The organism is Fontibacillus forbon (genome assembly GCF_046559655.1).
In the GTDB taxonomy this organism is placed as follows: domain Bacteria; phylum Bacillota; class Bacilli; order Paenibacillales; family Paenibacillaceae; genus Fontibacillus.
On sequence record NZ_JBKGFV010000001.1, the window covers coordinates 293,300 to 314,865 of the forward strand.

Consider the following 21,566-nt stretch of genomic DNA (forward strand, 5'->3'; position numbering starts at 1 on the left):
CCTATGAAGTTCGCAATCTAGCGGACTTCTTTCTTTTTGTGAGAATCCAAGGTTCTAATCTGCGCGCTAGGTTCATAGATTTGGATTAAAAGAGATTGAGCCTTAAGATTTACCGGCTGGAGGAGGATAAGACAAAATGAAATTCAGAGCTTGGAACATCGGAAAAATAAAGCGGAATCTGCTGCACGTGCTGGCGATGGGGCAAACTTTTCTGCTGATGTCGGTATTGTCGGTCGTATTTTTTGTTCTGCTTGGCACGTTTGGGATCGCCGAAAAAAACTTGAACACGTCGCCCGTCTCATCCATGAAAGGGTTAGCGGCATCGCTGTCGAGTCGTTTTTTCATCGAGATGGTCGGTATGGAACTGCCGCATTCCGTCAGCGAACAACAGACGCCCGCTTTTTCGGGAAAACAGATGTCCCAGTTTGTGTTTCAATTGCTGACCGACGTAAATCCGGCAGATCCTAAAAGCCTGGTCGCCAGGGAGGTCCCGGGTCTTGGCTCGGACAGTCCGATCCTGCTGCGCACAGGCTCAGGCAATACGACTGTACAGGCGCCGGAGGATTACCGGCCGGGGACTGGGGCCGACGGTACCGCTCCGGATCATCCTGAGCCGGATGCAGGCGGCCAGCAGCCTCCGGAGAATGACCCCGGAAAGACTCCGCCCGATGCAACTCCGGGAAATCCATCTAACGGAGAATCGGGTCAGACTGGAGATGCTTCCATCAAACCGGGAAACAAAAACATCGTGATGATTTATCATTCCCATCCGCAGGAATCGTACAATCCCCTGCTTGGAACTAGTGTGGATAACCCCAGTTCGGCAGAGGAGAAGAAGAACGTCGGTCTGGTTGGTGAATATCTCGCCAATGAGCTGGAGCGTAAAGGGGTAGCGGCGCTGCACTCTTTTCAAAACTATGCGGCCACTGTAAGTAATTACAATTACAATTATTCATATAAATATTCCAGGGAGACCGTAAAAACGGCCATGGCCGAAAACGGCAAATTGCAATATTTTATCGATATTCACAGAGATTCGCAGCGCCATGAGAAAACGACTACGGAAATCAACGGGGAGTCCTACGCACAAGTCTACTTCATTATTGGACATGCAAACGAAAACTGGCGGAAGAACGAAGCTTTCGCGAATTCGATCCATGATCGGCTGGAGAAATCCTATCCCGGCATTTCACGCGGCATTTGGGGCAAAACTAGCTCTCAAGGAAACGGAGAATACAATCAGTCGTTGTCCCCGCAAAGCATTTTGATTGAAATCGGGGGTATAGACAATACGGAGGCAGAGCTGGAGCGGACATCCAAAGTTCTGGCTGCAATCATAGCCGATCTTTATTGGGAAAGCCAGGAGGCGGAGAAGGCGGGGTCTCTGACGAAGGGCGAAGGAAAAGAACAGGATTCGAAGCAGGCAAAGGCGGAGGCCGGCGCAAGCAATAAAAAGTCATAAATCAGCAGCGAAAAATTTAGCGATAAGGAGTGCGCTCCATGGCGAAAACATTGAGGAAGAGCATGCTATACGGTATTTTGCTGGTTGCCGGCGTTACATTAGGGGTGCAGATGTCGGAAACGGGATCCGGCCAGAACGGGTTCCAGCAAAATGGGGTCTGGACAGCCAATGGCTGGCAAGCGGCTGCTTCTTCTAATGGTGCCGTAAACGGGCCCTTCTATCAAACCCAGGCCGGGCAAGGAGATAATGTCAGTCCGTACGCTAACGGTCAGATTAACAACGGCCAATACAATAACGGGAGCAATGGGAACCTGTATAACAGTGGCAGCCAGTCTGCCGATGGAGCGAACGGCTTATATCCCTCGCAAGGTTCTTCAACGCAGAACTGGACTTCCCAAGGCGGGTATAACAACGGGCAAACGCCTGGCTATAATGTGGTTCAGACCCCGGGCGATCTGCTGCTGCCGGAGCCGGATGCTCCGGCCGTGGACCGCTTTGCGGATAAGACTGCAAATCTGCTTCAGCAGGTCTCCCGCAAAAGTATTCACTGGTTTGCTTCCTTGTTCGGGCCATCCACGGAATAATTTTGCGATATTGCCTAAATCCAATGTATCCCCGGTGCTAACTTTGTTATAATGGAATGAGAATATTATACAAACGTTATTATTGTTCGCGGGGGTATCGCCAGTTGAAGAAAATTACGATGCAGCAAATAGCCGACCATCTGGGAGTGTCCAAGTTCGTTGTATCCAAGGCGCTTTCAGGAAAAGGCGGAGTAAACGAAATTACTAAAAACCGGGTGATTCAGGCGGCTTCCCAGCTCGGTTATTTTGCTCAAAAAAACGCCTATATGAAAAATCAGTCCCTGTCTCAGCAACCGACTTCATTTGCCGGAAAGCAATCGGTCATCGTGCTGATGCCAAACATCCGATTCCAGACGAAGGACTCGCTTTATTGGGGAAAAATTCTGGAGGGAGTTTCCGAAGAACTGGAATCGCGGGGACTGGGCATGGTGATCGTTTCGGAATCCCGGGTAGACCACTTTATTCATGTCCTGAATCCCGAGGGAATTTTGGGCATGATCGGCGTGGGCCAAATCGATTCCTCGCTGCTCCTCGAAGTGCACCGGTTAGGGATTCCGATGGTTTTGGTGGATCATGAGGATTCGCTCATTCCAACGGACACCGTGTTCGCCAACAACGGGGACAGCATCTCCCGTCTATGCAACCATCTATTTGGACTGGGTCATACCCGGCTTCATTTTATCGCGAATATCCAGTTTTCACGCAGCTTCCGCGACCGCTGGTCCGGATTTCGGGAAGCGTTGGAGCAGAACGGACTGGAGACGCCTAGAGTCGATGATCCGATGCTGCAGCTTAATGGTGTCGATACGGGAGAGTTTGCGATTGATTTTGAGGAATGGATTTTGAACCGGAAGAAAAACCGGCAAATGCCGACTGCTCTTGTGTGCGCCAACGATTCCATTGCGATACGAGTGGAGGAGGTACTGAAGAGAATCGGTATCGAGGTTCCCGGCCAGATCACCGTTACGGGCTTTGACAATATCGATGATGCTTACCGGAGCGAGCCGCCGATCACCACGGTACATGTGCCGAAGGAAGCGATGGGACGCCGGGCGGTCAGAAAGCTGATTGAGCGGATCGAGAACCCGGAACAGGTGTATGAAAAAGTACTGGTATCCGCCGAACTGGTTCACCGCGAGTCTACGGCGGCACCCTTTGATGCATAAATTGAGGGCATGATTGTGGGGAGTAAAAGCATTGAGCAACGCAATTGTGGGGCGTAAGCAAGTAAGGCAAGGAAGATGAGTAAGGGAAAGTAGGGGAAGTAAGACAAGTAGGTGAGTGAGGCAAGTAGGCTAGTAAGGAAAGTAAGCGAGTAAGGCAAGTAGAGCAAGTAGAGCAAGTAGATGAGTTAAGGTAAGTAATGTGAGTAGGGGAAGTAGGCAAGCAAGGTCAAGGTAAGGGAAAGTAAGCAAGTAGGCAAGTAAGGTAAGTGAGGTAAGTAAGGTAAGTAAGGCAAGTAAGGCAAGTAAGACAAGCGAGGGAAAGTAGACACAAGCACGCGAGTAAGGGAAGTAGGGCACCTGCATTAACCGGCAGGCCAGCTGGCACGATCATCAATAGCTGTATTTTCTACAGCTATTTTATGAGATTTGAGGCGGAAGGGAAGATAAACTATAAAACATGCAGTTAATCTCCTCCGATTTGAGAAGTTCAACGCCTAAGCTCGATATTAACTGTAGATTTTACAGGTAATTTCCCCTAAACGGTGTTTTTCGTGAAAATAGCTGTAGGTTTTACAGTTAATTCGCTTAACGAGTAAGGGTAAGTGAGCGAGTGAATGGAGCAGGGCAACCATATCAACCATATCAACATATCAGCCAGCGAGCGGCGGGCTCGTTCACCAATAGCTGTATTTCCTACAGCTATTTTAGAAGTAATGAGTCGGAAGGGGAGATTAACTGTAAAACATACAGTTAATTTCCTCCGATTTGAGAAGTACGACGCCTAAGCTCAATATTAACTGTAGTTTTTACAGCTAAATTCCCCTAAACGGTGTTTTTCGTGAAAATAACTGTAGGTTTTACAGTTAATTCGCGCCGCAAGTTAGTCTTGAAGAAAAGAAAAGGGCAGTCCCCGCAAATTAACTGCGGGGGCTGCCCTTTTAAGTTATTATAGCGACAAATTCCGGTCGATCAGCCCGATTCTTTGCTCCACGGAAGCGAAAGAGCGCATGGCGTCCTCCGGCGTGTTCAACACGTAGTCCAGCAGCCGGTCAACGGTCGTAGCAGCTACGTGAATCCGTGTATCCGAGGAAGCATAGTAAATGTACACTTCGCCCTCTGCGTTAGCGATAACCCCGTTGCAGAATACGACGTTCGAAACGTCGCCGACGCGTTCTTCGCCTTCCGGCGCAATCAGATAGCCGCCGGGACGGTGCGTGACTTCATAAGGCTTCTCCAGGTCGGAGAGGAAAGCGTAAAGGACGTATCTCAGTCCGGCTGCCGTATTGCGGACGCCGTGGGCGATGTGCAACCAGCCGCGATCCGTTTTGATCGGCGCCGGGCCTTGGCCGTTCTTTACTTCCTTGATCGTATGATAGAAACGTTCGTCGATGATGATTTCCCGATCGATTACGGCATTCTCGATCGAATCGGACAGCCCCCAGCCGATGCCGCCGCCGGAGCCGGTATCGATGAACCCGTCTTGCGGACGCGTATAGAAAGCGTATTTGCCATCCACGAATTCCGGATGAAGCACGACATTACGCTGTTGCTGCGACGGGGTTTTCAGATCGGCCAGGCGCTCCCAGGTGATCAGGTCTTTCGTCCGGGCAATGCCGCACTGGGCAACCGCGCTGGAAAGATCGCCATGCGCAGCGTTAGGATCCTTGCGTTCCGTGCAGAACAGGCCGTAGATCCAGCCATCCTCATGCTGAACAACCCGCATGTCGTAGACGTTCGTGTCCGGTTCATCCGTCTCGGGCAGAACGACCGGGCGGTCCCAGAAGCGGAAGCCGTCAACGCCGTTATCGCTTTCTGCGACCGCAAAGAACGATTTGCGGTCCATGCCTTCCACGCGGGCAACGAGGTAATATTTGCCGTTCAGTTGAATCGCACCGGGATTAAATACGCCATTGACCCCGATACGTTCGGAGAAATACGGGTTCGTATCCGGATTGAAATCATATTTCCAGATCAATGGAGCGTGTTCGGCCGTCAAAACGGGATATTTGTAACGATCATAAACTCCATTCCCGTATGGTGCTTTTTCATTACGCCGGTCGATTAACGCTTCGTAGCGGTCGGTAAGCTGTTGTTTTCTTTCCTCGAATAAACTCATGGTTTTTCCCCCCAATGGAATCATTAACTTAATATAGAAGTGTAATCATAGCAGGCCGGTTTTACTGAATTCCCGATTTCCGGAATTCCGCGATTAATGGCGTTCCAAACGCTCGAGCATTTCCATGCATGCCCGCCCGTTATGATAAGGGCATTTCCACGCACTGACCTTCGGCTCATGAGGCAGAGGGGTGCCGGATTGGTCCACGCTCCAATACCATTCGCCGCCGGTGCGGTCTACGATGAAGTTCTGGATGAACTCCCAAGAATGGGCTGCCGCCGCTTTGAATTTTTCGTCGCCGGTCATTTGGTAGGCATTGTAGAACCCGACCATCGCTTCCGCCTGTGGCCACCAGTCTTTGTTGGTATCGGTCAGACCGTTCTGGTCGGCCTCGTTCCAAATGCCGCCGTCCTTGTCCACGCCCTCGGCGTGAACGGCTTCCGCCATCGCTACCGCCGTTTGGATGGCCCGTTTCAGCAGATCGGGATTGTCGAGTACCTCGGCGGCTTCCACAAGCAGCCAGCTGCCTTCGATATCATGGCCATAGGAGATATGATGGCTTTTCACTTGCCACGCCTCGTCAAAGAACAGTAAGAAGTGGGCGCTCTTAGGGTCGATAATATGATCTATCGTCACTTCGATAAGCTCGGTCAGGCTGTGTTTCAGTTCCGGCGATTTCCACACCCGGTATAGATTGGTATAGGCCTCAAGCACATGAAGATGGGTGTTCATCGATTTTTTCTCGTTCAAATCCTTGTCGCTCAGGCTGAGATCTCCGGTTTGCGTCCATTCGCGGGACAGCGCCTCGATATAACCTTTATGAACTGGATCATAGCTGTGTTTTTCCAGCACATGATAGATTTCGATCGCCAGATCCAGTGCTTTCTGTTGGCCGGTAGCGCGGAAATATTCCGCCAGGGCGTAAATGACGAAGGCTTGGCCGTATACTTGTTTCTTGTCCTGAACAGGACGTCCCAAGTAATCAACCATCCAGTATAAACCTCCATGTTCGCGGTCCAGAAAATGATTCACCAGATAATCGTAGGCACGTTCCGCCATATTCAGATATTCCGGTGACGGAGTCATTCGGTGCGCCGATGAGAATGTCCACAAAATCCGGGCGTTCAGCACGAGTCCTTTGTCCGCATTCTGCTTGACCTGAAGTTTCTGATCGATTTCTCCAATAAAGCCGCCGTGCTGAGAGTCGATCGTCTTGTCGATCCAGAACTGCAAAATATTATGGTTCAGTTCTTGCTGGAGCTGCTCTTTCCACAGTTGTTTGTCCACGTCGGGACCTCCTCATTATTTTGTAATGCCTAGCATGGCCGAGTAAGTATCGGAGACGATCTTCTCCGCTTCCTTGCCATAAACGCAGTAGCCGTCATCGTTTGCTGCCTCATCCCGGTCGTATAGCTTTGCAGGCCAATCCCAGAGCATAAATCCGCGAACCCAATCGCGCTCGCCGCATTTTTGGAACATAGTCCGGTAAAAGTCACCCTGCTCAGCTTGATTCGCCTTACCCTGAAGGGTCCAGTCATTAGGGATGGCGGCGGATCCGGTACGGCTCGGGCAGCCTGCTTCCATAAAGAAGAAGGGCTTGTTGTACCGCTTTACAACGCTTTCAATCCGGTCCAGTTGGTTATCCCAATCATCGATCGGATAGTAGCCGCTGGAACTGATGAGATCAAGATCATCCCACCAAACGACATTGTCTTCCTGATATTTGTCGCAATTGTAGGTAACCAGGCCGCTGTAGACTTTGCGTACTTCCGAGATCAAATTCCGCCATTCGGTTTCACGCCGGTCGGTCTGCACCATTTCGCAGCCGATGCAGAGCATCTCGCAGCCGGTTTCTTCGGCGATTTGCGCAAAATGAAGAATATAGTCGTTGTAAGAGGCGAACCAGTCACGCCATTTAGGCTCACAAGGAACGTCTTTGTCAAAAAAATTGATGTGAGCGCGCCAGGTTCCATCGGCGCAGTTGACGATAGGTTTCAGGCAGACCTTAAGTCCCAAGGATTTCGCTTTCCCTATGGCCCATCTGACTTCTTCATCGCTTACGGTCGGCTCACTCCAATAGGGGATCTTCGTAGAGAAAGCTGTCTCCTGGAGTGCGGAAAAAGATATCGCCGTCCAATTGACGCCGGTTGTCTCCACCATGGTCTCCATGGAATCGGATGCCCGCTCGTTTGCCCAAGTTCCCCGGACGCCCATGAATCCCCAGGTCATGCCTGCCACATATTGTTCTAGCTGTTTCATTGCAATCACCTCGATGTCTCGGTATCTTGTTGGTTTGTTAGTATTTGTTATATTTTTATATAACAAATTAGCTACCTTATGTTTAATATAAGTCTAAACCCCATAATATTTCAACTCTATAATTTATGGTTTGTTAGATTAACTGATGATATAAAACAAAAAAACCGCCGGTATATCGACGGTTTCGTGCAGTTGTACATAGGGAAGTATGAACAGAAATTTTTGTTATTAAGTTATGTTACATTCTCTCCAATCTTTCTAACCGAATCTCTATAAATAATCTTGCCTTGTACCAGAACGCGTCCGTTGCGGCGGTTCGGGTTCGATACTTTATCCATGATCGATTTGACAGCCGTGCGGGCCATCTGTTCGATGTCCACTTCGACGGTAGTCAGCGGGGGGGAGGTAAGCGTTGCGTATACGTCATTATCGAATCCTACAACAGAGCAATCATCAGGCACCTTGTATCCCAGATCGTTCAGTCGTTCGCATAAATTATACGCAACCTGGTCGCAATTGCAGACGAAGGCGGTAGGCATTTTGTCAGGGAGCTCAATATCGACGAATTTGCCGCGCTCGTCGCGGTCGTTTAGCAGCAGCCGGTCTTCAAAAGCTAAACCGTGTTCCAGCAAGGATTTATAATAACCGAGAAAACGATCCTGGATACTGCTTGTGGAATAGATGTTACCTACGTAAGCGATGTCGCGATGACCGCAATGGATCAGATAGTTCGTCAACTCATAAGCGCCGTAAAAATTGTCCGTTACGATGGAATCGATTGCCGCGTGCTCATCGTAGAAATCCAGAAACAGCTTGGGAAGATCCATGTTCTGGACCGTTTCAATATAGGACTTGCTGACTTGACCCAAAATAATGATGCCGTCTACCTTATTCTCGCTATATACCCTAGGGAAATTCAATTGTTCTTCATCTTCGCTGCTTAATATGTTAAGAATGCCAAAATAGCCGTAATGATCTAGATGAATGGCGATTTGCTGATAAACCCGCAGATAAAAAGAGTCGTTCATTCCGGTGAAGCGCTGCGGAATCATTACACCAATATTATAGGAGAGGCCGTCTTTAATCGATTTGGCCGCAGAATTAAAACGATACCCCATTTCTCCGGCTACTTTCTTGATTTTCAATTTAAGATTATCGCTTACGCCTTCCTTATCATTAAGCGCTTTAGATACCGTTACGCTGCTGACTCCCAATTTGTCGGCGATATCCTTCATTGTAATATTACTTTTCATTAACTTCATTCACCATCCTGTTAAACTTTATCCGGAATCAGCTTCTTAAGTCTAAAATCAGTATACATTTATCAATTATAAATATAAAGAGAAGGATTCTAATAATTATTGTAAACTATTGATAACCTAACAATATAGTTAATTTTATAAAGTAATATAAATTTCATGATTGACTAGAAAGCGTATTCATTATAGAATAAAAAAGTAGTTTATCGATAACTTAATTAATTAAGTCGAAAGGGGTTTATGAAGTGAAGAAAAACAAAGCATTATTTGGTTTCATGGCATTGGTACTCGTACTTACAATGCTGGCAGGATGTGGCAAGAGCAACAATTCGGCGGAAAGTAACACGCCTGAAAACGTAACGGGGGCTAACAATACATCAACGGAACAAACGGAGAAAAAAATCTCCGGCGAAATCACCGTGCTCACGCAGAGAACAGATATCGTAGACACGGTGTTCAAAGATTACGCTGCAGAATTCAACAAAAAATATCCTGACGTTAAAGTTAACTTTCAGGCCTTGTCCGATTATGAAGGCCAAATCACGGTTCGCATGAACTCCGACGATTACGGCGACGTTCTGCTTTTGCCGACCAGCATTCCGCTGAAGGATTCTCCGGATTTTTATGAGCCGCTCGGCGAATTGTCTGAACTGAGCAAGCAATACATCGGTTTGGAAGAAAGAACGGTGGACGGACAAGTATACGGGATCCCGACTGCCGTAAACTTCTCCGGTATTCTGTACAACAAAAAGGTATTTGCGGATGCCGGCGTAACTACGGCACCTAAAACGCCGGATGAATTTTTGACCGCTTTGAAAGCGATTAAAGAAAAAGGCGACGCGATTCCTTTGTATACGAACTATGCCGACAGCTGGCCTTTGACCCAATGGGAATCCGTGCTGACTACGGTAGCCGGCAACGTGGATTATGTTAACGTGGAACAGCCGAACACCGACGAGAACTTTGTGGCCGGCAAGCCTCACTATGAGCTTTACAAAGTAATGTACGACGCCGCAAAAGAAGGATTGATCGAAAAAGACCCTACCACAACAAACTGGGAAGCTTCGAAAGCCGACATGGCTAACGGCAAAATCGGCGCCATGGTACTCGGCTCCTGGGCAATCGGACAAGTTCAAGGCTTGGCCGCTAATCCGGACGACATCGCCTACATGCCTTTCCCTACAAACGCAAGCGAAGTGATTATGCCGCTCGCTGACGACTACACGCTCGGGATCAACAAACACAGCAAAAATAAAGAAGCGGCACGGGCTTGGCTCGATTGGTTCATCAACGAATCCGGCTATCCTACGGAACAAGCCGGCGGTATGAGCCCGGTTGTCGGCGCTCCGCTTCCGGCAACTTTGAAACAATTCGAAGGCTCCGAAGTGAAATTCGAACTGCAAACTCCGGCTCAAGCAGGTCAAGAAGGCTTGGTTGACAAAATTGACAAGGATGCCGAAATCGGTTTGTGGCAGCCGGAATTCAAAAAACGCATCATCGAAGCGGCTATCGGTAACTTGAACGAGTCCTACGATGATATCATGAAGGATCTGAACGACGCTTGGGTGAAATCCCGTGCGAAAGTAACGAAAGAATAACTGGCCGATCAAGTAATCGACACCGGATATATAAATAGGGAAACGCGCGATCAGTGCGTTTCCCTTCTATTGACTTGCAGAGACAGAAACCATATGCAGCAAGACTATTGGAGGTGTGAGTGGTGTTCAAAAATTTAAGCTACAAAACGCAGCGAAAGGTCATCATTGTCGCCTTCTCGTTGATTCCGGTCGCGTTATTGTTCACTTTCGCATATTTGCCCGTATTTAATATGTTCAAGTACAGCTTTACGGACTGGAACGGCTACAGCAAGAGCTACGATTACGTAGGTTTGGAAAATTACAAAACGATTTTTACGGATTCCAAATATTTTACCGTATTTAAAGTCAGTTTGTACTATTTCGCGGGCTCTTTCGTGCAGATGGCCCTGGCCTTATATTTTGCGACGATTTTGAGTTTCAATGTTCGTTTTAAAAATTTCTTTAAAGGCGTCCTGTTTTTTCCGTATCTGCTAAACGGGGTTGCCATCGGATTTATCTTCCTGTTCTTCTTCCGGCCTGACGGAACGCTTGACACGTTAATGCAATCTATTGGCTTGGGCGCTTATACGCAAGGCTGGCTGCTGAATCCTAAGATCATCAACATCTCGCTTGCGGGTGCCTCTTTGTGGAGATACATGGGCTTCAACTTTATCATTTTCCTCGGCGCGATCTCTTCGATCGGTAAAGACGTCTATGAGGCCTCGGAAATTGACGGAGCCAACCGCTGGCATCAATTCCGGCACATTATTCTTCCAAGCATCAAGAGTATCGTGCAGTTGAATCTGATCTTGGCTATTAGCGGAGCCATTAGCGCCTTCGACATTCCATATATTATGACCGGCGGATCGAATGGCAGTAATACGTTCGTTATCCAGACCGTGACCACCGCGTTTAAATACAACAAGCTTGGCCTCGCCTCGGCCATGGCTGTCGTTCTGCTATTCATCGTCATTATCGTGACTTTGCTGCAGCGTCTGTTGATTAAGGAGGAGAAGTAGACATGTACAGACTTAAGTATACAGCGGCGAGCATTGTCAAGTACGCAAGTTTGCTGCTTGGCGCGTTTGCTGCTTTGATTCCCATCGTTGTCGTTCTGTTTGCCTCCTTCAAGACGAACAAGGAATACGGCGCTTCCAGTCCATTGACGCCTCCGGATAACTGGTTTAATTTCGCCAACTACTCCAAAGCTTTCATCAACGGAAAAATGCTGTTAGGTTTCGGAAACACGGTAATTATCGTCGTCATTTCGATCATCGGCGCCACGTTGATCGGCTCCATGATCGCGTACGTATTGAACCGTTTCAAATTCCGGGGCAACAAGCTGTTGATGGGCGCATTTCTATTGGCTACCCTGATTCCAAGCGTAACGACGCAAGTCGCTACCTTCCGGATCATTAACTTTTTCCATTTGGTAGACACCCGTTTTGCACCGATTTTGCTGTATCTCGGTACGGATATTATCGCCGTATACATCTTTATTCAGTTTTTGGAGTCGATTTCGGAGTCGCTGGACGAGTCGGCCATGCTGGATGGGGCGTCTTATTTCACAATCTATTGGCGGATCATCTTGCCGTTGCTGGCTCCGGCCATCGTTACGGTGATCATCGTCAAAGGCGTGAATATCTATAACGACTTCTATACGCCGTTCCTTTATATGCCGAGTGAAGACCTGCAGGTCCTTTCAACCGCGCTGTTTAAATTCAAAGGCCCGTACGGCTCGCAATGGGAAGTCATTTGCGCCGGTATTATGATTACGATTCTTCCGATTCTTATCGTATTTTTGGCTCTTCAGAAATATATTTATAACGGATTTGCGCAAGGCTCGGTTAAATAAACTTATTATTTTTTATTATGGAAGGAGATTGCAACATGACTACAGTGAACATTATTGGAGATAACCTGCCGAACATCCCTTGGCAAGACAAACCGGAAGGTGCGGTAGGTCCGGTCTGGAGACACAGTGAAAATCCGGTCGTAAAAAGAAATCCCGCAAAAGGCATCGCCCGCATTTTCAACAGTGCCGTAGTTCCGTTTGAAGGCAGATTCGTCGGCGTGTTCCGCGCGGAAACGATCAATGGACGTCCCCATTTGCATATGGGCTGGAGCGATAACGGGCTGGACTGGAAAATTGAAGAAGAGCGCATTCCTTTCGTGGACGAGGAAGGCAAGCCTTTTCAACCGAACTATGCCTATGATCCCCGCCTGGTGAAGGTGGAAGATACTTACTATATCATTTGGTGCACCGATTTTTACGGGGCTTCCATCGGCGTAGCGAAGACAACCGACTTCAAGTCCTTTGTACGTCAGGAAAATCCGTTCCTGCCGTTCAACCGGAATGGCGTGCTTTTTCCGAAAAAAATCAACGGTAATTTCGTGATGCTCTCACGTCCGAGCGACAGCGGACATACGCCGTTCGGGGATGTATTCTTGAGCGAAAGCCCGGACTTCGTGTATTGGGGCAAGCACCGGCATGTCATGTCTAAAGGCGGCCAAGGCTGGTGGCAATCGGTGAAAATCGGCGGAGGTCCCGCTCCGATCGAAACTTCGGAAGGTTGGCTAATGTTTTATCACGGGGTTACCGGAACTTGCAACGGGCTCGTATACAGCATGGGTGCCGTCATCCTTGACAAGGACGAACCGTCCAAAGTGAAATACCGTTCCAGCACGTATGTGCTCACGCCGGAAGAGTGGTACGAGGAACGCGGGTTCGTGGCGAACGTCGTCTTCCCTTGCGCGACGTTGACTGATGCGGAAACAGGCAAAATTGCGATTTATTACGGGGCTGCGGATACTTACGTCGGCGTTGCCTATACGACGGTTCAGGAAATCGTGGATTATGTAAAAGCAACGCATGAAGAAGTAGGCGACGACGCCGAAATCGGAATCATGTAATTCCGAACGAGTACGAATAATTTTGACGAAAACGGATAACTCTTATCGATTTATCCGTTTTTGACTTTCAGGAGGAAGCGGCCATGGCTAACGATAAGGTGGAAGATTTGCTGAAATATACCGGGACTAGTCCCAAGCCGGACGACTTTGACGCTTATTGGGAGCGGGCCCTTAAGGAGTTGGACGCTCAGTCCCTGGATTACGAATTGGTGGAAGCGGATTTTCAGACACCGCTTGCCGCGTGCTACCATCTGTATTTTACCGGCGTCGGCGGCTCCAGAGTGCATGCCAAATTCGCTAAACCGAGACAACCCCAAGTCGAAAAGGGTCCCGGGCTTGCTCTGTTTCATGGGTATCACACGGGAAGCGGGGATTGGTCCGACAAGGCGTCTTACGCCGCACACGGCATCACGGTGATTGCCATGGATTGCCGGGGACAAGGAGGCTTGTCCGAGGACAATTCGATTACCAAGGGCACGACGCTGAAGGGGCATATCATCCGCGGCATCGATGAAGAAGATCCGGATAAATTGTACTATCGCAACGTTTTTCTAGATTTGGCGCAAACCGTTCGGATATTAATGTCCATGGAACAGGTCGACCCGGATAGAATCGGCGTTCACGGCTGCTCCCAAGGCGGAGCTTTGACGATAGCCTGTGCGGCTTTGGAGCCAAGAGTAAGCTTGGCGATTTCGGTGTATCCGTTCTTGACGGATTACAAAAAAGCGTGGGAAATGGATATCATGAGCTCGGCGTATGAAGAAATCGCCTATTATTTCCGCTTCATGGATCCGTTGCATAAGCGGCAGGATGAAGTATTTAACAAACTGGGTTATATCGACATCCAGAACCTTGCGGACCGGATTTCGGCGCGGGTGGTATTTGTTACGGGGCTGGCAGATCCGGTGTGTCCTCCGTATACGCAGTTTGCTACTTATAATAAAATCCGGTCGGAAAAAGAACTGGTCGTATATCATGAATACGGTCATGAGTACCTGCCTTATTTAGGCGACCGCGTTTTGCAAGAAATGTTGAAGCTGTAGCCCGCCAAACCGAAAAGAGTAAGTCGAAAGCGCAATGAATAGTACAGGTTCTAGGAGGAAATCAGGGTGAACAACACGCCGCCGCATGCGAACAAGTGGAAAGCCAGGTTTGCCGGGATGAAGCTCCATCCCTCGAAATCGGTAGGAGCGCGCCTGTTTTTTATTTTCTTTTCAGCAACCTTGATCTTTGTTTTAAGTCTGGGCGTCATCTCGTATCAAATGTCCAAGAACACGATCGAACGCAATGCCAGGCAAGCGCATCAACAAACCGTCAATCAGACGGCGGAAAAGCTGGACCTGCTTCTTCAGCGGTATGAAAATTCTCTCCAGCAATCGATGTTCAGCAACGAGATCCAGGATCTGGTTCGTCAGGGATCCCTGAAGAGCACGGATGCCAGGCAGAAGATCGTAATCAAGCAGAAGCTCACTTCGGTACTCGGCAACTGGGCTTTCTCGAATCCGGGCGTTTTGGGTGTTTACCTGATTCCCGAAAATGACGTGATGCCAAGTTTGACATCGGGAATGAATGATGAGGCGTTTTTGGAAGGGGCCAAACAAGCGGCGTGGTTCAAAGAGGCGCTGGACTCCGATCAGCCGGTCTGGATGACGGAGAGTGAGGATCCGACGTCCTCGTTATTCCGATTGGCCAATGCGCTTCCGGGCTCGGTGGGAAACAGTTATGTGATCGTAGCCGACATTAAATCCTCCGTACTGACGGACGAGTTGAAGAAAATCAGTCTGGGCGATAAGTCGGTAGCCCAGCTCATATCGGGAGACCAGCAATTGATCGCAACTTCCGCAGCTTCCGGACAAGCCGGTTATGAAGGCGTTTTAAGCTCCGTGAACGCGGAGCAGGAACGGGGAAGCCTTCAGGGGAAAGCTGCGAACGGCAAAAACAGTTTGACGGTTTATAGCACGCTGGGCAGCGCGAAATGGCGGCTGATCAGTGTCATACCCGTCGAAGAACTGTTCAAAGATGCGCAGAAGATACTTTTGACTACTTATCTATCGGTGCTGATCGTGGCATTGATTGCGATTGCGGTTGGATTCTGGATGGCCAGAACGATCGCCGGCCCGCTCAATAATATGAAGGTTTTGATGCGCGAAGCCGCTACGGGCGATTTAAAGGTACGAATGAACTTCAAGAGCAGGGATGAAATCGGGGAATTATCCCTCTCGTTTAACGAAATGATGGAGCAGATTACGGGGCTCGTCGATCAGACCGGCCAAACGGCGATGGAGGTGCTAGAAACGGCCCACGAGCTTGGCAAGGCCTCACGCAAGACGGCTTTCTCTGCCAAGGAAATTGCGGCGGCAACCGAACAAATCGCCGTCGGAGCGAGTAATCTGGCGCAGGAAGCGGAGCGCGGTAATGAACTGACGGAGCAAATGTCGGAACAGATGCATCTATTTGTTGAAGTGAACCGGGAGATGGGGGATTCCGCGCTCGGTGTCGGGGAGTCCAGCGAACAGGGACTCCGCCGGTTGAACGATCTGGAGCATCAGACCGATTTGACAGGGCAAAAAACCGGAGCGCTGGTAGACAAGGTGAACGGTTTGAAGGATACGACTTCTTCCGTCTTGCAAGTGCTTGAGGTCATGCAGAATATTACGAAGCAAACGAATATTCTGTCGCTGAATGCCACGATCGAAGCGGCGAGGGCAGGCGTTGCAGGCAAAGGATTCATGGTGGTTGCCGATGAAATCAGGGGACTCGCGGAGCAGTCCAGGCAGTCCATCGAGATGGTGGCCCGGATCACGGAAAGCATCATGGCCGAAATGAAGGAGACGACAACCGCGCTGGCCGAAGTGACGCCGCTTTTCGGTAGGCAGATGGATGCCGTCAAGGAAACGGGGGCCATTTTTCAGAACGTGCAGGAACAAATGAAAGTGTTTATCCGGCGGCTGGACGAAGTTACGTCCTCCATCGGGCAGCTGAACACGACTCAAACCGTGTTGTTCGATTCCATGAGCAACGTTAGTTCGGTTGCGCAGCAATCCTCCGCTACGTCCGAGGAAGTCGCTTCGCTCAGCGGAGAGCAGCAGGAGGTTAGCGAGACGTTGGTCCATTTATCCGAAAAGCTGGAACAGGCTTCGTCGGCACTTAAAGAGAAGCTGGCATTATTTAAGTTGTAATTTTTTTGTGTTGTTAGCTAAAAGTTATTAAACTAAAATAAATAAATTATATATTTAGCACTAACTTTATTGTTTTATTTGCTTCATGATGCTAATATTTATTGCGAAGGCAAGAAAATTAGTGCATGAAGGGAGGTTAGTGCTACTTTTTTTGTCTTTTTGCTATGGCACCCATTTTGAAGTGGAGGAGTGAGGTTTTGAACAGCGTAAAAAGAAAGGGCACGGCTGCCCTTCTGGCAGCACTCTTGTGCATGCAACTCGCAGTACCTGCAGGTTCCATCCAAGCCGCGGAGAGTTCTCAGGGAAAGGCACAAACTATTGCCGTTCAGAGCGGAGTGCATTGGGCACAGTCAAGTATCGATCAATGGATGAGCAGCGGCGTGGTCAAAGGTTATCCGGACGGGTCGTTTCATCCGGACGAAAAAGTAACCCGGGCCGAATTGGCCACGATCATTAATCGTATGTTCGGCTTCAGCGTAAAATCGGACGTCCCGTTTACGGATGTACCGGCGGGAGCCTGGTACGGCGAATCGATGGCGATCGCACGGGCTGCGGGGTATTATGAAGGCCTGCCGGGTAATTTATCCAAGGCAACAGCCAATGTTTCACGACAGGACGCAGTAACTCTGATTACGAAAGCGTTGTCATTGAAAAATGAAAGCGCTGTTAATCTCTCGTCGTATAAAGACGAGTCGGAGATTAGCGCTTACGCCCGCGAAGCGATTGCGGCCATAGCCGGATACGTATCCGGTTATCCGGACGGCACGTTCCGCCCGAACCAACCTATGACCCGGGCCGAACTTGTCACCGTGCTGGATCATCTGGTGAGCCAATATGTTCATAACCCGGGCACCGTTTCGGGGGGAGAAGTTGCCAGCCATGTCATGATTAATCAGAGCGGCGTGACTTTGAAGGACAGCAACATCTCCGGCAATCTGTACCTAACTCCAGGGATTGGAGACGGGGATGCAGAGCTTAACAGGGTGACGGTGAAGGGAACGACGTTTGTATCGGGAGGCGGAGACCAATCGATACATATCGTGGATTCAAACCTATCCAAGTTAATCGCCAATCGTATCGGCGGCAAGGTCCGAACGGTTTTGTCGGGAACAACGACGCTGGGTCAAGCTTCCCTGAACACTGCGGCTATTTTGGAATTGGGGAACGGGACCGCAGTATCCAGCCTTACTATAGGGAGCAGGGCCGCAGGCTCCGTGCTTGAAGGTCAAGGCAGCGTGGCCGAAATCACCGTGTTGGCCGACAATGTGAAGATAAACGGCCAGACGGCGGAAATGAACAAGCAATATGCGCTAAAGAACGGAAAATTACAGGATGTTGCCCAGGCGGGTACGACGCCTGCTCCGGGGAGTAACGGCAGCGGTAACAGCAGCTCGGGTACGGGCTCCGGTTCGGGGAGTACCGGCGGCTCGGGAACCGATCCGGGGACGCCTGCCGCCAAGACCGTGAATCTGGTGGATGACCAGGCTACCGCCGAAACGAAATCGCTGTATGCATTCCTGAATGAAACGCGGGGCAAACAGGTGTTGTTCGGGCATCAGCACGATACTACGGTTTCTTTTGCCGGTAAAGACGACCAGGGCAAGGTCATATCGGACGTATACCATTCGGTCGGCGATTATCCGGTCGTGTTCGGCTGGGATACTTTAAGCCTGGATGGGCTTGAGAATCCGCCGGGCGTGGCCGGAGATTATGAAGCGAGCCGACTCAGTCTTTCCAAAGCGATGAAGGAAGCTTACGAGCTTGGCGGAATCGTGACGCTGAGTACGCATCCTTACAATCCCGTCACCGGCGGCGACTTCAAAGATACAAGCAATACGGAGGGGGCTACGCAATCCGTGGTGACCCGGATCTTGCCAGGCGGCGATGCTAACGGAAAGTTCCGGGAATATCTGGACCGGATCGCCGCATTTGCCAACCAGTTGAAGGACGATAACGGCAAACCGATTCCCGTGTTGTTCCGTCCGTTCCATGAGCAAAACGGCAGCTGGTTCTGGTGGGGATCGGCTACGACGACGAAGAGCGAATATGTGGAATTCTACCGTTATACCGTCGAATATTTACGGGACGTGAAGCACGTAAGCAACTTCCTTTACGTGTATTCGCCGAACGGACCGTTTAACGGCAATCAGAATGAGTACCTGACTACCTATCCGGGAGACGAATTTGTCGATATTCTCGGCATGGACCAGTACGACGACAAGGAAAATGCCGGCAGCGAAGGATTCCTGAACGGGCTTGTCAAGGATCTCGCGATGATTTCCAAACTGGCGGACAGTCGCGGCAAAGTGGCAACTTTGTCGGAGTACGGTTACAGTGCCGCGGGTATGAAAACGACCGGAAACAACGAATTGAACTGGTTTACGAAAATAAGTAACGCGATCAAGAGCCATCCCGATGCCAAGAGAATCGCCTACATGCTGACTTGGGCCAATTTTGGCGAGGGCAACAATTTGTTCGTACCTTATAAAGATATTCCTGGGAAAGGCAGTCATGAGCTGCTGCCCGATTTCATTCAATTTTACAACGATCCTTACACGTATTTCTCCATGGATGTCAAAGGGGCGAATATTTACAAACGTACCGTTATCGCCGCGAGCGAAAAGCCGTTTTTGCACATCGTAACGCCGACGAACGTCGGAACGGTAAGCGAAGCACCTGCGGTCATTCGGGCCAAAGTCTTGAATGCGATTCCATCCAAAGTGACCTACAGCATCGGAACGAATGGACCGGAAATCGAGATGAAGCTCGATGCGGATGGTTATTATTCCGCGGACTGGCTTCCTGAAGCGGCGTTGAACGGCAATTCGGCGGAGATTACGGTTCGTGCTTATCTGACCGACTCTGCCAAATTGGAACAAACCGTATCCGTATTCGTGAAAGTGCGCGAGTTGACCATTAAACAATTCACTTTCGATACGGCCGACAGTCTTGACGCGGTTCAGAACAACGGAACTTGGCCGAGCACCATTGCAATGGAGTTGGCTCACGGCGTACTGGACGGAGACGGGAAGCTGGAATTCAAGGTATCCGGGCTGACGGCTTCGGAATCCTGGCAAGAACTGAAGCTTCAACTGACAAGCACGGCGTTAGCCGACGTCGATTTGGCTCAAGTCAAGCGCTTGAAGTTGTCGGCGCTCGTTCCGGTTTCACTTGCGGGCCCGGGATCGGCGATCCAGGCGATTGCTATGTATCCCGAAGACGGAGGGAAGCATAAATACGGAATGGATGCCACCAAAAAGACATTGAGCGATCTGGAACAAGTGACAATTGCCGGCAAAGCGTACTATAAGTATGATGCTGTAATTGAATTAGACAATGCTGATGCCGCAGCTAAAGCATCGGGCCTGGCGGTTTCACTAGTTGGAAGCGCATTGCAGCAAAACGGCAGCGAATCGATTTTCTTGGATGATCTGGGGTTATTCAGCGCGTACACGGCTCCGATTCTCGATTCGGCACTTGTCGATGATTACGAAGCCTATGGCGGATCGGATGATGCGTTAGCAGCGAAATATCCGAAAGCGGGCGGTGATGATGTGAGCGTAAGCTTAACCACCGAGCACAAACTGTCCGGCGAATATGGAATGAAGCTGCAATACAATATTGATTCGGCCGGCTATACGGGCGTGGGTAAAAATCTGGGCACCGTGGACTGGTCGGATACGAACGCATTGCATCTTTGGGTAGCCACGGGGGTTACGGGTGCTTATGCCAAGGAAGGCAAGCCGCTCAAACTGGTCATCCAGGTCCATATGAACAATACGGCATACGAAGCCTATCCTGAGCTGGATCTTTCCACGGAGAACGAGTTGAGTATTCCGTTCAGCGACTTTGAAGTGGCGTCATGGAGTTCAGGCGGGCCCGTATCGAAGGAAGGCTTGGAAAAAGTAACCGACTTCAAGATCTACGTAAACTCTATGGATCAGGGCAAGCATAGCGGCGTTCTTTATTTTGACGATATTCGCGCGGTGAAGGACGACAGTCTTCCCGAAATCCCTGATAACGGGCAAGAACCGGCCGGTACGCCGCCGGGCGTATTGTACAAATTTGAATCCGTATCGGATGTCGATGGTTGGAACCTGAGCGGCAATACGGCCAAGGCCCTTGCTCCTGTGTTTGACCAAGCCGAGGGGGCGCTCAGCGTTGAATTTCCTTTAGTGAACACGGGAAAAAACGCTCAAGGCATTTCAAATGAAGAATTTGAAGTTTCCAAGCCGCCTTCCGGTCTGAATCTCAAGGGGCTGGACAGCATTACCGTCCGTGTGAAATTAAGCGAAGGTACGGCCAAAGCCCGCATATTCATGAAGAGCGGGTCGGGGTGGACCTGGAGTGACAGCGGATCACCGGTACCTGTAGATTCGAGCGGTTATACCACCTTGAGTATCTCCTTGCCGGAAGCTGCCAAGGGTGCTGGTGTTGATCTGAAGGATATTAAAGTGATCGGTATCAAAGTCGAGGAGATTGGAAACGACGGCGGTACGGCCAAGCTGTATCTTAACGACGTTGCGCTGAACAAGGCTGAGCCGCAGCTCGTCTTCGGTTTCGAAAAGGATACGGAAGGCTGGGCGAAAGATTCGGGGAATGTCACCGTGACCCAAGACGTCTATTCCGAGAACGGGCAAGACTGGAATGTCTTGAAGAATGAACTGACCTGGCAGGCCGATGGTGAATTTATCGCAGTCGGCAAAATGGCAGCCACGGATTTTAGCCCCTACGACGGTATTGAGGCAAAGGTGAAAATCGTTTCCGACATCCCCGGCGTCCAGGCCAAATTGTTTATCAAGCTGCGTAATTACGCAATCTGGATCGATTCCGGCGCTTTGAGCGCGGACGGGGAGGGCTTCACGACGTTGAGAATCGATTTTTCCAACATGAACCCTTATATCGGTAATTCGACAGAACCACCTTTTACCCGGGAAGATCTGAAGGCAGGCAACGCCATCGGCATTCAATTTGTGACACCGGATGGTTCGGCGGGAAATGCTACCGTATATATCGATGAAGTCAGAGGGTATAAGAACTAATTTTCTTTC

14 protein-coding genes are annotated in these 21,566 nt (G+C 49.8%); 10 read left to right on the top strand and 4 right to left on the bottom strand.

What is annotated here, in order from left to right:
- Positions 1–136 precede the first annotated feature (136 nt).
- From ACLB09_RS01255 to ACLB09_RS01265, 3 genes are all read left to right on the top strand, one after another.
- Entirely contained in the window at positions 137–1,462 is a 1,326-nt protein-coding gene (locus tag ACLB09_RS01255) for a stage II sporulation protein P (protein ID WP_410767940.1), read from the top strand.
- A 38-nt stretch (positions 1,463–1,500) separates the two neighbouring features.
- Complete coding sequence (locus ACLB09_RS01260; protein WP_410767941.1) at positions 1,501–2,046, top strand: hypothetical protein; 546 nt, start codon at positions 1,501–1,503, stop codon at positions 2,044–2,046.
- 104 nt (positions 2,047–2,150) lie between these two features.
- A complete protein-coding gene (locus ACLB09_RS01265) occupies positions 2,151–3,212 on the top strand; it encodes a LacI family DNA-binding transcriptional regulator (protein ID WP_410767942.1) in 1,062 nt (353 codons plus the stop codon).
- A 946-nt stretch (positions 3,213–4,158) separates the two neighbouring features.
- Here ACLB09_RS01265 and ACLB09_RS01270 read toward each other — a convergent pair.
- From ACLB09_RS01270 to ACLB09_RS01285, 4 genes are all read right to left on the bottom strand, one after another.
- Entirely contained in the window at positions 4,159–5,328 is a 1,170-nt protein-coding gene (locus ACLB09_RS01270; protein ID WP_410767943.1) for a glycoside hydrolase family 130 protein, read from the bottom strand.
- 93 nt (positions 5,329–5,421) lie between these two features.
- Entirely contained in the window at positions 5,422–6,615 is a 1,194-nt protein-coding gene (locus ACLB09_RS01275; protein ID WP_410767944.1) for an AGE family epimerase/isomerase, read from the bottom strand.
- Positions 6,616–6,630: 15 nt separating this feature from the next.
- Positions 6,631–7,587 carry a glycoside hydrolase family 113 gene (locus tag ACLB09_RS01280; RefSeq protein ID WP_410767945.1) on the bottom strand — a complete coding sequence of 319 codons (957 nt, stop codon included), beginning with the start codon at positions 7,585–7,587 and terminating at the stop codon, positions 6,631–6,633.
- A gap of 233 nt (positions 7,588–7,820) precedes the next feature.
- Positions 7,821–8,840: a LacI family DNA-binding transcriptional regulator gene (locus ACLB09_RS01285; RefSeq protein WP_410768970.1), complete on the bottom strand. Its 1,020-nt coding sequence runs from the start codon at positions 8,838–8,840 to the stop codon at positions 7,821–7,823.
- 251 nt (positions 8,841–9,091) lie between these two features.
- On the opposite strand from ACLB09_RS01285, the gene ACLB09_RS01290 reads away from it, so the two are divergent.
- The 7 genes from ACLB09_RS01290 to ACLB09_RS01320 all read left to right on the top strand — a co-directional run bounded on the left by ACLB09_RS01290 (position 9,092) and on the right by ACLB09_RS01320 (position 21,557).
- Positions 9,092–10,444 (top strand): ABC transporter substrate-binding protein, encoded by a 1,353-nt coding sequence (locus ACLB09_RS01290; RefSeq protein WP_410767946.1) that lies wholly within the window; start codon positions 9,092–9,094, stop codon positions 10,442–10,444.
- Between the two features lie 122 nt (positions 10,445–10,566).
- Positions 10,567–11,442 (top strand): carbohydrate ABC transporter permease, encoded by an 876-nt coding sequence (locus tag ACLB09_RS01295; protein WP_410767947.1) that lies wholly within the window; start codon positions 10,567–10,569, stop codon positions 11,440–11,442.
- Between the two features lie 2 nt (positions 11,443–11,444).
- Positions 11,445–12,278, top strand: coding sequence for a carbohydrate ABC transporter permease (locus ACLB09_RS01300; protein WP_410767948.1), 834 nt, complete (start codon positions 11,445–11,447; stop codon positions 12,276–12,278).
- A gap of 35 nt (positions 12,279–12,313) precedes the next feature.
- A complete protein-coding gene (locus ACLB09_RS01305; RefSeq protein ID WP_410767949.1) occupies positions 12,314–13,336 on the top strand; it encodes a glycoside hydrolase family 130 protein in 1,023 nt (340 codons plus the stop codon).
- Positions 13,337–13,419: 83 nt separating this feature from the next.
- On the top strand, positions 13,420–14,379 hold the full coding sequence (locus tag ACLB09_RS01310) for an acetylxylan esterase (RefSeq protein WP_410767950.1): 960 nt from the start codon (positions 13,420–13,422) through the stop codon (positions 14,377–14,379).
- 66 nt (positions 14,380–14,445) lie between these two features.
- Positions 14,446–16,515 (top strand): methyl-accepting chemotaxis protein, encoded by a 2,070-nt coding sequence (locus ACLB09_RS01315; protein ID WP_410767951.1) that lies wholly within the window; start codon positions 14,446–14,448, stop codon positions 16,513–16,515.
- Between the two features lie 197 nt (positions 16,516–16,712).
- A complete protein-coding gene (locus tag ACLB09_RS01320) occupies positions 16,713–21,557 on the top strand; it encodes a glycosyl hydrolase (RefSeq protein ID WP_410767952.1) in 4,845 nt (1,614 codons plus the stop codon).
- Positions 21,558–21,566 lie beyond the last annotated feature (9 nt).

Bases quoted from the DNA above. Each gene is read 5' to 3' on its own strand.
- ACLB09_RS01300 (WP_410767948.1), top strand. From the start codon at position 11,445: ATGTACAGACTTAAGTATACAGCGGCGAGCATTGTCAAGTACGCAAGT.
- ACLB09_RS01305 (WP_410767949.1), top strand. From the start codon at position 12,314: ATGACTACAGTGAACATTATTGGAGATAACCTGCCGAACATCCCTTGG.
- ACLB09_RS01280 (WP_410767945.1), bottom strand. From the start codon at position 7,587: ATGAAACAGCTAGAACAATATGTGGCAGGCATGACCTGGGGATTCATG.
- ACLB09_RS01270 (WP_410767943.1), bottom strand. From the start codon at position 5,328: ATGAGTTTATTCGAGGAAAGAAAACAACAGCTTACCGACCGCTACGAA.
- ACLB09_RS01260 (WP_410767941.1), top strand. From the start codon at position 1,501: ATGGCGAAAACATTGAGGAAGAGCATGCTATACGGTATTTTGCTGGTT.
- ACLB09_RS01285 (WP_410768970.1), bottom strand. From the start codon at position 8,840: ATGAAAAGTAATATTACAATGAAGGATATCGCCGACAAATTGGGAGTC.
- ACLB09_RS01255 (WP_410767940.1), top strand. From the start codon at position 137: ATGAAATTCAGAGCTTGGAACATCGGAAAAATAAAGCGGAATCTGCTG.
- ACLB09_RS01310 (WP_410767950.1), top strand. From the start codon at position 13,420: ATGGCTAACGATAAGGTGGAAGATTTGCTGAAATATACCGGGACTAGT.